The organism is Ancylobacter polymorphus, assembly GCF_022836935.1.
Taxonomy (GTDB): Bacteria; Pseudomonadota; Alphaproteobacteria; order Rhizobiales; family Xanthobacteraceae; genus Ancylobacter; species Ancylobacter polymorphus_A.
In genome coordinates this window covers 1,151,474-1,164,068 of record NZ_CP083239.1, presented here as the reverse complement: position 1 = coordinate 1,164,068, position 12,595 = coordinate 1,151,474, and the positions used below count along the sequence as shown (strand labels likewise).

At 70.5% G+C, this 12,595-nt stretch carries 10 protein-coding genes; 4 read left to right on the top strand and 6 right to left on the bottom strand.

The window, feature by feature from the left end; all coding sequences use genetic code 11:
• The first annotated feature begins 165 nt into the window (after nt 1-165).
• The gene (locus tag K9D25_RS05460) at nt 166-1,395 is read left to right on the top strand and encodes a polyhydroxyalkanoate depolymerase (protein WP_244380123.1); all 1,230 of its coding nucleotides are present in this window, start codon (nt 166-168) and stop codon (nt 1,393-1,395) included.
• Nucleotides 1,396-1,431: 36 nt separating this feature from the next.
• Here K9D25_RS05460 and mutS read toward each other — a convergent pair whose 3' ends face one another.
• Genes mutS through K9D25_RS05445 form a run of 3 tightly spaced genes read right to left on the bottom strand, consistent with a single transcriptional unit; the run spans nt 1,432 to nt 6,200 of the window.
• On the bottom strand, nt 1,432-4,170 hold the full coding sequence (mutS, locus tag K9D25_RS05455; protein ID WP_244380121.1) for a DNA mismatch repair protein MutS: 2,739 nt from the start codon (nt 4,168-4,170) through the stop codon (nt 1,432-1,434).
• A 59-nt stretch (nt 4,171-4,229) separates the two neighbouring features.
• Nucleotides 4,230-4,718: an MmcB family DNA repair protein gene (locus tag K9D25_RS05450; RefSeq protein ID WP_244380119.1), complete on the bottom strand. Its 489-nt coding sequence runs from the start codon at nt 4,716-4,718 to the stop codon at nt 4,230-4,232.
• 9 nt (nt 4,719-4,727) lie between these two features.
• Nucleotides 4,728-6,200 (bottom strand): MATE family efflux transporter, encoded by a 1,473-nt coding sequence (locus K9D25_RS05445; protein WP_244380117.1) that lies wholly within the window; start codon nt 6,198-6,200, stop codon nt 4,728-4,730.
• A gap of 254 nt (nt 6,201-6,454) precedes the next feature.
• On the opposite strand from K9D25_RS05445, the gene argB reads away from it, so the two are divergent.
• Nucleotides 6,455-7,369, top strand: coding sequence for an acetylglutamate kinase (gene argB, locus K9D25_RS05440; protein WP_244380115.1), 915 nt, complete (start codon nt 6,455-6,457; stop codon nt 7,367-7,369).
• A gap of 48 nt (nt 7,370-7,417) precedes the next feature.
• On the opposite strand, the gene K9D25_RS05435 is transcribed toward argB, so the two are convergent.
• The 3 genes from K9D25_RS05435 to K9D25_RS05425 form a co-directional block, all read right to left on the bottom strand.
• Complete coding sequence (locus K9D25_RS05435) at nt 7,418-7,828, bottom strand: RidA family protein (protein ID WP_244380113.1); 411 nt, start codon at nt 7,826-7,828, stop codon at nt 7,418-7,420.
• A gap of 165 nt (nt 7,829-7,993) precedes the next feature.
• A complete protein-coding gene (locus K9D25_RS05430; protein ID WP_244380111.1) occupies nt 7,994-9,328 on the bottom strand; it encodes a dihydroorotase in 1,335 nt (444 codons plus the stop codon).
• Nucleotides 9,329-9,435: 107 nt separating this feature from the next.
• Nucleotides 9,436-10,530 carry a sensor histidine kinase gene (locus K9D25_RS05425; RefSeq protein WP_244380099.1) on the bottom strand — a complete coding sequence of 365 codons (1,095 nt, stop codon included), beginning with the start codon at nt 10,528-10,530 and terminating at the stop codon, nt 9,436-9,438.
• Nucleotides 10,531-10,734: 204 nt separating this feature from the next.
• Between K9D25_RS05425 and K9D25_RS05420 the strand changes: the two genes are divergently transcribed.
• Both K9D25_RS05420 and K9D25_RS05415 read left to right on the top strand, forming a co-directional pair.
• A complete protein-coding gene (locus tag K9D25_RS05420; RefSeq protein ID WP_244380086.1) occupies nt 10,735-11,550 on the top strand; it encodes a Crp/Fnr family transcriptional regulator in 816 nt (271 codons plus the stop codon).
• Nucleotides 11,551-11,621: 71 nt separating this feature from the next.
• Complete coding sequence (locus K9D25_RS05415) at nt 11,622-12,512, top strand: TIGR01459 family HAD-type hydrolase (protein ID WP_244380084.1); 891 nt, start codon at nt 11,622-11,624, stop codon at nt 12,510-12,512.
• Nucleotides 12,513-12,595 lie beyond the last annotated feature (83 nt).

The following is a 12,595-nucleotide window of genomic DNA, read 5'->3' as shown; positions in this document are numbered from 1 at the left end:
GCCTACTTGGCAACCTCCTTGGCAGCGTCATTGCATCCGCTCTAGGATGGCTCCGGCAGGGCTTCCGCTCCTTCAGCGCAGCGGGTCGCCTGCGCCGAGCGGCGGCCGCCCGCCTGTCGCCGATCGAGCCGTTGCCGCCCCTGCCGCCGGAAGATTGCCCCGCCCATGCTTTATGCCGCCTATCAGGCCCAGTCCGACCTGTTCGATCCGCTCCGCCTCGCGGCCAGGCTGTCGCGGCAGATGCTCGGCACGATGGGCGAGGCGATGGGCGGCCTCCACGACACGCCGCTGCTGCGCAACCTCTCGGCCGGCTTCGAGATGATCGAGCGCGCGGGGCTGAGCCATGAGCGCCCGCCCTTCGCCATCGGCACGGTGACGGTGGGCAACCGCGAGGTGGAGGTGCGCGAGGAGGTGGCGCTGGCGCTGCCCTTCGGCTCGCTGCTGCATTTCGCCAAGGATGTCGACCAGAAGCAGCCGCGCCTGCTCGTCGTCGCGCCGCTGTCCGGCCATTTCGCCACGCTGCTGCTGGACACGGTGAAGACGCTGCTGCCGGAAAACGATGTCTACATCACCGACTGGCACAATGCGCGCGACGTGCCGCTCACCGACGGCGGGTTCGGCTTCGACGATTACGTCGCCCATGTCATCCGCTTTCTGGAAGAGATCGGGCCGGGCGGGCATGTGCTCGCCGTGTGCCAGCCCTGCGTGCAGGTGCTCGCCGCCGGGGCGGTCATGGCGCAGGAAAACAACCCCGCCCAGCCGCTCTCCATGACGCTGATGGCCGGGCCGGTGGATACCCGCATCAACCCGACCAAGGTGAACGAGCTCGCCACCTCCAAGCCGATCGACTGGTTCGCGCAGAACCTCATCGCCACCGTGCCGCCGGGCTTCAAGGGGGCGGGGCGGCGGGTCTATCCCGGCTTCATCCAGGTCGGCGCCTTCATGGCGATGAACATGGAGCGCCATGTGAAGGCGCATGTCGGGCTGTATGAGAACCTCGCCATGGGCGAGCACGAGAAGGCGGCGACCACCAAGACCTTCTATGACGAATATTTCGCCGTGCTCGACCTCGCCGCCGAGTTCTATCTGGAGACCATCGCCAAGGTGTTCCAGCAGCACGAATTGCCGCGCGGCGTGCTGACCTATCGCGGCGAGCGCATCGATTTCCGCGCCATCCGCCGCACCGCCCTGCTCACCGTGGAGGGCGAGCGCGACGACATCTGCGCCGTCGGCCAGACGGTGGCGGCGCAGGACATCTGCGCCTCGCTGCGCCCGCATCTGCGCCGCCACCACATGCAGGCCGGCGTCGGCCATTACGGCGTGTTCTCCGGCCGCCGCTGGAAGGGCCAGGTCTATCCGCTGGTGCGCAACCACATCCTCGCCGCCGATGCGTGAGGGGTGCCGCCTCGGCGGCGTCGCCCCCTGTCGCCCTCACCCGCCCTTGGCCGCTGCCTTCAGCCGGTAGAGCGCTTCCAGCGCCTCGCGCGGGGTCATCTCGTCAGGGTCGATCCCGGCCAGCGCGTCCTTCACCGCCGCCGCCACCGGGTCGGCCTTCACCGCCGCTGCGGGGGGCGGGGCGCGGTTGAGCGCGGCGAAGAGCGGGAGATCGTCGAGAATGCGCTGCGTCGGCGCGGCGCGGTCGGCGGATTCCAGCTCCGTCAGCACGGCGCGGGCGCGCTCCACCACCGCATGCGGCAGGCCGGCGAGCTTGGCGACCTGGATGCCATAGGAACGGTCCGCCGCGCCGGGCACCACCTCGTGCAGGAAGATCACCTCGCCCTCCCATTCCTTCACCTTCACCGTCGCGTTGACGAGGCGGTTGAGGCGCTGGGACAGGGCGGTGAGCTCGTGGAAATGGGTGGCGAACAGGCCACGGCAGCGATTGGCCTCGTGCAGATGCTCCAGGCTCGCCCAGGCGATGGACAGGCCGTCGAAGGTGGCGGTGCCGCGCCCGATCTCGTCGAGGATCACCAGCGAGCGCTCGGTGGCCTGGTTGAGGATGGCGGCGGTTTCCACCATCTCGACCATGAAGGTGGAGCGCCCGCGCGCCAGATCGTCCGCCGCGCCGACGCGAGAGAACAGCCGGTCGACCACCCCGATGCGCGCCAGCCGCGCCGGCACGAAGGCGCCGGCCTGGGCGAGGATGGCGATGAGCGCGTTCTGGCGCAGGAAGGTCGACTTGCCCGCCATGTTGGGGCCGGTGACCAGCCAGATGCGCCCGGCGCGGGCGCCCTCGGGCGGGGAAAGCTCGCACTCATTGGCGACGAACGGCCCGCCATCGCGGCGCAGCGCCTGCTCCACGACCGGGTGGCGCCCGGCCTCGATGCGGAAATCGAGCCCGTTATCCACCTCCGGGCGCACATGGTTCTCGTCCACCGCCAGCTTGGCGAGGCCGGCGGTGACGTCGATCACCGCCAGCGCCTCGGCGCAGGCGCGGATCGCCTCGGTCTCGGCCGTCACCGCCGCGACCAGCTCGTCGAACAGCAGCTGTTCCAGCGCCAGTGCGCGGTCGCCGGCGCTGGCGATCCTGGCTTCCAGCTCGGCGAGTTCGGTGGAGGTGAAGCGCATCGCTCCCGCCATGGTCTGGCGGTGCATGAAGATGGCGTCGAAAGGCGGCTCGCGCAGCCGGTCGGCGTTCTGCTGGCTCACCTCGACGAAATAGCCGAGCACCGCATTGTGCCGGATCTTGAGCGCGCGGACCCCGGTTTCCTCGACATAGCGCCGCTCCAGCGCCGCCACCACGCGCCGGCTCTCGTCGCGCAGGGCGCGGGTGGCGTCGAGCTCGGCATGATAGCCGGGGCGGATGAAGCCGCCGTCGCGGCGGTTGAGCGGCAATTCATCGTCGAGCGCGGCGGTGAGCCTCGCCGCCAAGGCGGGATCGACCCCGCCCAGCGCCCGGGCGGCGGCCTGCAGTTCCGCCGGGGCCGGGGCGTCGGCGATCAGCCCGGCGATGGCGGCGCCCTCCTTCAGCCCGCGCCCGATGGCGGCGAGGTCGCGCGGCCCGGCGCGGCCGAGCGCGACGCGGGACAGCGCGCGGGCGAGGTCCGGCACACCGGCGAGCTGGTCGCGCAATTGCGCGCGCAGGCTGGTTTCCTCGACGAGGCATTCCACCGCGTCGAGCCGTTCAGCGATGCGGGCGGGGTCAGTCAGCGGCTCGGCGAGGCGGCGGGCGAGCAGCCGCGCCCCGGCGGAGGTAACGGTGCGGTCCACGGCGGCGCACAGGCTCCCCGTGCGCTCGCCGGTGGTGGTGCGCAGGATTTCGAGATTGGCCCGCGTCGCCGGGTCGATGATCATCGCCTCGGTGGAGGCCTCGCGCTGCGGCCGGCCGAGCGGCGGGCGGGCGCCGAGCTGGGTGCGCTCGATATAGGCGACGATGGCGGCGGCGGCGGCAAGTTCGGCGCGGGAGAAGCTGCCGAAGGAATCCAGCGTCGCCACCTGGAAGAAGCCGGCGATGCGCCGCCCGGCGGTGGCGCCGTCGAAGCTCTCCTTCGGCAGCGGCGTCACGGCGGGCAGGCTGCGCCAGAGCGGGCGCAGCTCGGCATCCTCATAGACCGCGTCGGCGACGAGGAGTTCGGCCGGCTCGATGCGGGCGAGGTCGGCGGAAAGCCGGGTGCTGTCGGTTTCGGCGACGCGGAAGGAGCCGGTGGAGATATCGGCGAAGGCGAGCGCATAGACATAGCCGTCGCCCTCCTCGCCGCTGCCCTTCACCCGGGCGAGGCTGGCCAGCACGTTCTCGCGCCGCGCGTCGAGCAGCGCGTCCTCGGTGAGCGTGCCGGGGGTGACGAGGCGGATCACGTCGCGCTTCACGACGCTTTTCGGACCGCGCTTCTTCGCCTCGGCGGGCGGCTCCATCTGCTCGCACACGGCGACGCGGTGGCCGGCGGCGATGAGCTTGTGGAGATATTCCTCCGCCCGGTCCACCGGCACCCCGCACATCGGGATGTCCTCGCCCTGGTGCTTGCCGCGCTTGGTGAGCACGATGCCGAGCGCGCGGGCGGCGATTTCGGCGTCGTCGAGGAAGAGCTCGTAGAAATCGCCCATGCGGTAGAACAGCAGGCTGCCGGGGTTGGCGGCCTTGATCTCGATGTACTGCGCCATCATCGGAGTGACGCGCTCGGTGTCGGCCGCCTTGGGCGATACGGGCGCGGGGCTGTTCTCGAGCTGATCCATGGCGGGGACGCTGGCAGAGGGGAGGGGCGGCTTTCAAGCGCCGGGTGCGGTTATCCCCTCTAAAGCACCACGCCGCGCAGCGCCTCGGGGTCCATCAGCCCCATCAGCCGTCCGGCGGCGGCGCGGGCGAAGCGCAGGGTCAGCGCCTTGCGCGTCGCCCCGGCCAGCGCGTGCAGCGGCGCCTCGCGCACCAGCCCGGCGCCGAAGGCGTCAGCGACGAGAATGCCGGTGTCCTCGGGCAGGATCTCCAGCGGGAAATCCGGCCCGACGGCGAAGAACAGCCGGTCGCAATGGGCGCGGTACTCCGTCCATTTGCGGTCGGTGCGGAAATCGGTGACCGAGGATTTGATCTCCACCACCCACACCTCGCCGCGCAGGTCCAGCGCGGCGATGTCCGCCCGCCGGCCGGAGGCGAGGCTGAATTCCGGCACGCCCACCAGCCCGCGCGCGGCGAGATAGCGCAGCGCCCCGCGCTGGATGGCGCGGGCGGTTTCGGACTGGCGCCCGTCCGGGGGCAGGACGAGGTCGGCAAAGGCGGTGTCGCTCATCCCCGTACTCTATCCGTTCTCCTCGGCGCGAGGAAAGACCCCGGCGGCGGTCTCGATCGCCGGGGCGTCCTCGCCGCGCGAGAAGGGCGGCAGTTCCGGCCCGGCGAGCGCGGTCGTCGGCGCCGGCGGCGGGGTGCCGGCCTGCAGCCGGCGCACCACGGCAAAGGCGCAGATCAGCGCCGCCACGCCGAAGAACACCGAGCCCAGCGCCTGGCCGGCGATGACGCCTTCGACGCCATACCAGCGGCTGCCGAGCCAGACGAAGGGAATGGTGCCGAGCGTCGCCCGCCCCCAGTTGAACAGGGTGGAGAGCAGCGGCGCGCCGAGATTGTTGAAGGCGGCATTGGCGACGAACAGCGCGCCGAAGAACACATAGGCCCCGGCGGCATAGAGGCAGAAGAATTCCACCAGCGCCACGCCTTCCGCCGACAGGCCGAACAGCCCGGCGAGCGGCTGGCGGGCCAGCGCCAGGATCAACCAGACGCCGAGCACATAGGCGATGATGAGCTTCAGGCTGTCGCGCACCGTCTGCCGCACCCGGTCATAACGCCGGGCGCCGACATTCTGGCCGATCACCGGGCCGATGGCGCCGGTGAGGGCGAAGAGCGGGCCGAAGGCGACCGGGATCAGCCGGCCGATCACGGCCCAGGCCGCCACCGCCGCATCGCCATGCGGGGCGAGGGCGAAGGTGATGTAGGCATTGCCCACCGGCGTCGCGACATTGGTGAGGATGGCCGGCACGGCGATGGCCGAGAGCGGGGCGACATCGGCGAGAAAATCCGGCAGGCGCGGGCGCGCGGCGAGCTTGTGCACCTTTATCACCGCGTTCAGCCCATAGGCGACCATGACGACGCGGGCGAGCACGGTGGCGATCGCCGCGCCCTCGACGCCGAGGCCGAGAGCGAGGATGAGCAGCGGGTCGAGCACGGCGGTGGTGAGCCCGCCCGACAGCGTGACCCACATGGAGCGCCGCGCATCGCCAATGCCGCGCAGCGTGCCCGACGCCGCCATGCCGAGGCCGAGCAGCGGGGTGGAGGGCAGCACGATGAGCAGGAAGTCGCGCGCCAGTTCCAGCGTGCGCCCGGTGGCGCCGAGCAGCGCCAGCAGGGGGCCCAGAAACGGCAGCAGGGCCAGCGTCATCGCCCCGGTGGCGAGCGCCATATAGACGAGGGAGGAGGTGGAGAGCCGCCGCCCGTCCTCGATCCGCCCGCTGCCGATCGCCCGCGACACCAGCGCCGAGCCGGCGATCATCACGCCGATGCCGACCGAGGTGGTGAAGAACATCACCGTGCCGGCATAGCCGATGGCCGCCGCCAGCTCCTCCTCGCCGAGCAGCGAGATGTAGAACAGGTTGAGCAGATCGACGACGAACACCGCCATCAGCCCGACCGAGCCGGCGGCGGTCATGGTGGCGACATGGCGCATCGTCGAGCCTTCGACGAAGCGGGCCTTCAGCGGCTTGCGGGGGGCGGTCGTGTCCATGGCGGGGCATATGGCATGCGCGCCGCCCGCCGCACAGGCCCGCGCGCGCAACCCGTTGCTTGCGCGCACGCCAGCCTTCGCCTGAGGCCCGGCCGCCACCGCCCTGCCACAAGGCGATGCCACGAGGGACACGCGCCCCGCCACCCTGATTGAGAAGCGTCATTGAAATCGGCTAGAAGGGCGTTCCCTGCCGCCGCGCCCTGCCGGGCCTGCGCCCGCCTCACCCGAAGCTCCCCCGTGCGAACGGACCCGTCATGACCGCCGAAACCCCCGCGCCTGCCGCCGAACCGATCGACGACCACACCAAGGCCCGCGTGCTGGTGCAGGCGCTGCCGCACATGCAGCGCTATGACGACGCCATCATCGTGGTGAAATATGGCGGCCACGCCATGGGCGACGAGCAGGTGGCGCGGGATTTCGCGCAGGACATCGTGCTGCTCGAACAGTCCGGCGTGAACCCTGTGGTGGTGCATGGCGGCGGGCCGCAGATCGGCGCCATGCTGGCCAAGCTCGGCATCAAGTCGGAATTCGCCGCCGGGCTGCGCATCACCGACAAGGCCACCGTCGAGATCGTCGAGATGGTGCTGGCCGGCTCGATCAATAAATCCCTCGTCGGCTTCATCAATGAGGCCGGCGGCAAGGCGCTGGGCCTGTCCGGCAAGGACGGCAACATGGTCGTCGCCTCCAAGGTGACGCGCTCGGTGCGCGACCCGGATTCCAATCTCGAACAGGTGGTCGATCTTGGCTTCGTCGGCGAGCCCGAGACGGTGGACACCACCGTGCTCGACCAGATTCTCGGCCGCGAGCTGATCCCGGTGCTGGCGCCCGTCGCCACCGGCAAGGATGGCGGCACGTTCAACGTCAATGCCGACACCTTCGCCGGCGCCATTGCCGGCGCGCTCGGCGCCAAGCGGCTGCTGCTGCTGACCGACGTGCCCGGCGTGCTCGACGCCGACAAGCAGCTGATCAAGGAACTGACCATCGCCCAGGCGCGGGCGCTGATCGCCGACGGCACCATTTCCGGCGGCATGATCCCCAAGGTCGAAACCTGCATCTATGCGCTGGAGCAGGGCGTCGAAGGGGTGGTGATCCTCGACGGCAAGGTGCCGCATGCGGTGCTGCTGGAACTGCTGACCGACCACGGTGCCGGCACGCTCATCACCCGCTGAGCGCCGGCAGGGCGCCCCCCGGCGCGGGGGCGCCTCAAGGCGAACGCTTTACGGCGTGGGGATCACCGCCACCGCGTCGACCTCGACGAGGTATTCCGGCTGGGCGAGGGCGTCGACGCCGATCCAGGTGGAGCTCGGCGGGTTTTCCGTGCCGAAGGTTTCCGCCAGCACCCGGCCGACGAGCTCCGCCTCCGGGCCGGACTGGAAGCCGGGCATATAGAGGCGCAGCATCTGGATGTCGTCGGCGCTGCCGCCGGCGGCTTCCACCGCCAGGATGACCTGGCGCAGCACCTGCCGCAGCTGCGCCTCGCGCCCCACCGCGCTGACTTTTCCTTCCGCATCCCACGCCACCTGCCCGGCCACATGCACCAGCGTGCCGGGCGGGGAGATGCTGACCTGCGAGAAGCCCCAGGGGCGGCTGTCGAAGAGCTGCGGCGGCTGCAGGGTGCGGCGGGGCATGGGGCGCCTGTGTGGGTGGGGAATCGGAGGGGAGGCTGGTGTTCGCGCGCCGCCGGCACCGTCATCCCGGCCGAAGCGCAGCGGAGAGCCGGGATCGCGATCCGGCCTGCGATCCCGGATCGGCCTTCGGCCGTCCGGGATGAGGGAGGAGCCTTACGCGCTCCGTCACCCCCGCGCCAGCGTTTCCAGGAAGCGGATGGCCTCGCCCTGCGCCGGGGTGACGAGTTCGCCCTCCCACATCACCCGCTTGCCGCGGATGAGCGTGCCGACCGGCCAGCCGGTGACTTCCACCCCGTCATAGGGCGTCCAGCCGGCCTTGGAGGCGATCCATTCATTGCGGATGGTCTGGCGCCGCTTGAGGTCGACAATGGTGAAGTCGGCGTCATAGCCCACCGCGATGCGGCCCTTGGTGGCGATGTTGAAGATGCGCGCCGGGCCGGCGCTGGAGAGATCGACGAGGCGCTCCAGCGTCAGGCGGCCGGCATTCACATGGTCGAGCATGGTGGGCACGAGGGTCTGCACCCCGGTCATACCCGAGGGGCTCGCCGGGTAGGGCTTGGCCTTTTCTTCCCGCGTGTGCGGGGCATGGTCGGAGCCGAGCACGTCGACCACGCCCTCGGACAGGCCGCGCCACAGCGCCGTCCTGTGGCGGGCTTCGCGCACCGGCGGGTTCATCTGCACCATTGTGCCATGGGTGGCGTACCAGGACGCGTCCATGGTGAGGTGATGCGGCGTCACCTCGACGGTGGCGACATCCTTCTGGCCGCGCAGATATTCGATCTCTTCCTGGGAAGTGATGTGCAGCACATGCACGCGCTTGCCCTCGGAGCGGGCGAGGTTGACCAGCCGCGTGGTGGCGGTCAGCGCCGCGATCTCGTCGCGCCACACCGGATGCGAGGCGGCGTCGCCCGGCACGCGCAGGCCCTTGCGCTCTTCAAGGCGCGGCTCGTCCTCGCAATGGAAGGCGGCGCGGCGGCGGATGACCTTTAGGATCGCCCGCACGCCGGGATCGTCGGCCACCAGCAGCGAGCCGGTGGAGGAGCCGATGAACACCTTCACGCCGGGCACGCCCGGCAGCATTTCCAGCTCCGGCAGGTCGTTTACATTGTCATGCGTGCCGCCGACGAAGAAGGCGAAGTCGCAATGCATGCGGTGATGGGCGCGCGACAGCTTGTCTTCCAGCGCCCCGGCCGAGGTGGTCAGCGGGTTGGTGTTGGGCATTTCGAACACGCCGGTGACCCCGCCCATGACGGCGGCGCGCGAGCCGGATTCGAGGTCTTCCTTGTGGTCGAGGCCGGGCTCGCGGAAATGCACCTGGGTGTCGATGACGCCGGGCAGCAGATGCAGGCCGGTGCAGTCGACCGTCTCGCCCGCCTGGGAAGCATCGAACGACCCGATGCCGGCGATGCGCCCGCCACGTAGGCCGACATCGCGGGCGGCGATGCCGTCCTGATTCACCACCGTGCCGCCCTTGAGGAGAAGATCGAAGGTTTCGGTCATGCTGTTCCCGCCTGTCATGAGAGAGAGGGTGCCGCCGCAACGCCGCGCCGGTCCGCTCTTACGCCAAAGCGCGGCGCAGGTGAACGCCTCCTATCCCTGTCGGTGGCTTACACCAGCGTGAACTGCACCCGCACCGCCGTGCCGCGGCTGGGCTCGACCCGCGTGGCGAGTTCCACCTTGCCGCCGAGCTGGGAGGCCAGGCTCTGGATGATGCGCCAGCCGAGCCCGTCGCTGCGCGAGAGGTCGGCGCCGGGCGGCAGGCCGCGCCCGTCATCGGCGATGGTCATCTCATAGCCTTTGCCGCCATTGGCCAGCACGGTGATGCTGATCATGCCGGACTCGGCGCCGACAAAGGCGTGCTTGAGCGAATTGGTGACGATCTCCGCCACCAGCATGGACAGGGTGGTGAGCTGGGCCACGTTGAGCGGCAGGTTCGGCGCGTCCACCGTGCAGCCGATGCCCGGCGTGCCGGAGGCGGTGACGAGATCGCAGCAGAGCTGGCTCAGATACTGGTCGGTGGGCAGGTCCAGCCGCTCGGGCGCGTAGAGCTGGCGGTGGATGCGGGCGATGGTGTCGAGCCGCGAGCGCGCCTCGTCCAGCGCGGTGATCGCCTGGCGCGCATCCTGCCCCACCTTGCGCTTCTGCAGCGACAGCAGCGCGGCGACGAACTGCATGTTGTTGGCGACGCGGTGCTGCAGCTCCTGAAACATGGTGCGCTGCGTCTCGTAGAGCCGGGCGGTGGTTTCCTTCTCGCGCCGCAGCCGGTCGGCGGCGTTGAAGGTGAAGTGGATCAGCGTGATGTCGATGGCGGCGATGACGACGAAGAAGCCGAGCGCCAGCAGGCTCTGGCCGTCGATCCGCATGCCGTTGGCCGGACCGATGAAGAAGAACCAGGCGGCGAAGGTGGAGAGGACCGCGCAGGTGATGCCCGGCCGCAGCCCGCAGAAGAAGGTGGTGAGAATCACCGCCGGGAAGAAGGTGAGGAAGGGAAAGCCCGGCGGCAGCACGCTGTCCACCGCGAAGCGCAGCGCCAGGGCGAAGCCGAACATCGCCACCCCCACCGCGTCCGGCAGCCAGGGGTGGCGGCGCAGGGGCTGGGCGGCACGCACCAGCGACCAGAAGAACGAACGGTCCACGCCCTCGCGCGCGACCGGGTCGCCCGAGGTTTCGGACACCCGCTGACGGGCCGCACCGTCGCTCATGGGTGGAATGTCGCCGACGGGCCGGAGAAGGTCGCCCGCCGGGGCGCCGTGGAAGTCACTTGCATCGATTAGAGACTCCCCTGTCGCGCTGCCTGTCGCTGGTGCGCGAGTGTGCCCGTTTGTACCCAACTCGTCACCCGGCTTCTGTCCGTTTGTGAACATTTCCCCGCGTGGTGCGTTGATAGGGAAACGAGGGTCGGAACCATGCGCCTCAACGAGGATGACGAGAGTGGCGGGAATGGCGGGGCGGTGGCCTCGTCGGGGGGCAACAACCTGCTCGGCGCGCTGCGCCCGGCCGATTTCGCGCTGCTGCGCGCCCATCTCAAGCGCATCGACCGGCCGGCCGGCGGTGTGCTCTACGAGCCGGGCGACGATGTGCGCCATGTCTATTTTCCCTGCGGGCAGACGCTCGTCTCCTTCATGGTGCTGCTGGAGGATGGCCGGCAGGTGGAGATCACCAGCATCGGCCGCGAGGGCGCGGTGGGCGGCATTGTCAGCCAGGGACGGCTGCCGGCCTTCGCCCGCGCCGTGGTGCAGATGGAGGGGCCGCTGCTGCGGCTCGACAGCGGCGAGCTGGAGCGGGCGAAGGAGATTTCCCCGCCGCTGCGCAACCTGTTCGCCCGCTATGCCGACTGCCTGCTGGCGCAGGTTTTTCAGTCGGTCGCCTGCAACGCCACCCACTCCATCGACCAGCGCACGGCGAAATGGCTGCTCGCCGCCTATGACCGCACCGGCGACGACACGCTGCGCCTCACCCAGGAACAGCTCGCCGCCATGCTGGCGGTGGGGCGGCCCTATATCAGCCGGGTGCTGGGGGAGATGAAGGCGGCCGGCGCCATCGAGCCGCGCCGCGGGCGCATCCGCATCACCGATGCGGAGCGGCTGCGCGGCCTGTGCTGCGGCTGCCATGCGGCGGTGAAGCGGCATTTCGACGACGTGCTGAGCGGCGTCTATCCCCGCGCCAATGAGGTGGCCGGCCACGGCATGGTCATCACCAACGGCCCGTCCTTCCGCCCGTGAGCAAGGAGCGGCAAGGTTCCCGCAGCCCTGCCCTGCCGGCGCGGGCCTTGTGCGCGGCGCGCGGAAATGGCATGCGCCCCGCCATGGAACACGACAACGCCCCGCTCCTCGTCCCCTCCTTCGCCACGCTGGCGCCCCGCTACGACCTCGTCCTGTGCGACGTGTGGGGCGTGCTGCACAATGGTGTCGCCGGTTCCCCGGCGGCGGCGGACGCGCTGCAACGGGCGCGCGCTGGCGGGACGACGGTGATCCTCGTCTCCAACGCCCCGCGCGAGCCGGAGGGCGTCGCCCGCATTCTCGACGGCTTCGGCATTCCGCGCGACGCCTATGACGCCATCGTCACCTCGGGCATGGTCACCAGCGCGCTGCTGGCCGGACGGCCGGGGGTGAAGATGTGGCATCTCGGCCCGGAGCGCGATCTCGGCATCTATAAGGGGCTCGACCTCACCCTCGTCCCCTTCGAGGAGGCGGAGCTGATCGTCTGCACCGGCCTGTTCGACGACACGGTGGAGACGCCGGACGACTATGCCGACACGCTGGCGGCGGCGAAGGCGCGGGGCCTGCCCTTCATCTGCGCCAATCCCGATATCGTGGTCGAGCGCGGCGGCGACCTGATCTGGTGCGCCGGCGCCATCGCCGAGGCCTATGCGGAACTGGGCGGCGAGGTGGTGTTCTGCGGCAAGCCGCACCGCCCGATTTACGAGACCGCCTTCGCCACGGCGGCGAGGCTGCGCGGGGCGCCGGTGGAGAAGACGCGCGCCATCGCCATTGGCGACGCGCTGCGCACCGATCTCGCCGGGGCGCTGGGCCATGGCATTGACTGCCTGTTCGTGGCGGCCGGCATCCATGCCGGCGAACTCGGGCTCGAACAGGGCGCCGAGGTGGATGAGCGGGCGCTGGCCCGCCTGCTCGCCGACGGGCCGGGCCGCCCGGCGGCGGTCACCACGCGCCTCGCCTGGTAGCGTCCGGATTGACGGCGGCGCGGGACGGGGCCACTTAAGCAGCCGCCTCTCCCGACGCCTTAAGGGGCGCCCCTCCCGTTGCG

Bases quoted from the DNA above. Each gene is read 5' to 3' on its own strand.
- K9D25_RS05460 (WP_244380123.1), top strand. From the start codon at position 166: ATGCTTTATGCCGCCTATCAGGCCCAGTCCGACCTGTTCGATCCGCTC.
- mutS (WP_244380121.1), bottom strand. From the start codon at position 4,170: ATGGATCAGCTCGAGAACAGCCCCGCGCCCGTATCGCCCAAGGCGGCC.
- K9D25_RS05450 (WP_244380119.1), bottom strand. From the start codon at position 4,718: ATGAGCGACACCGCCTTTGCCGACCTCGTCCTGCCCCCGGACGGGCGC.
- K9D25_RS05445 (WP_244380117.1), bottom strand. From the start codon at position 6,200: ATGGACACGACCGCCCCCCGCAAGCCGCTGAAGGCCCGCTTCGTCGAA.
- argB (WP_244380115.1), top strand. From the start codon at position 6,455: ATGACCGCCGAAACCCCCGCGCCTGCCGCCGAACCGATCGACGACCAC.
- K9D25_RS05435 (WP_244380113.1), bottom strand. From the start codon at position 7,828: ATGCCCCGCCGCACCCTGCAGCCGCCGCAGCTCTTCGACAGCCGCCCC.
- K9D25_RS05430 (WP_244380111.1), bottom strand. From the start codon at position 9,328: ATGACCGAAACCTTCGATCTTCTCCTCAAGGGCGGCACGGTGGTGAAT.
- K9D25_RS05425 (WP_244380099.1), bottom strand. From the start codon at position 10,530: ATGAGCGACGGTGCGGCCCGTCAGCGGGTGTCCGAAACCTCGGGCGAC.
- K9D25_RS05420 (WP_244380086.1), top strand. From the start codon at position 10,735: ATGCGCCTCAACGAGGATGACGAGAGTGGCGGGAATGGCGGGGCGGTG.
- K9D25_RS05415 (WP_244380084.1), top strand. From the start codon at position 11,622: ATGCGCCCCGCCATGGAACACGACAACGCCCCGCTCCTCGTCCCCTCC.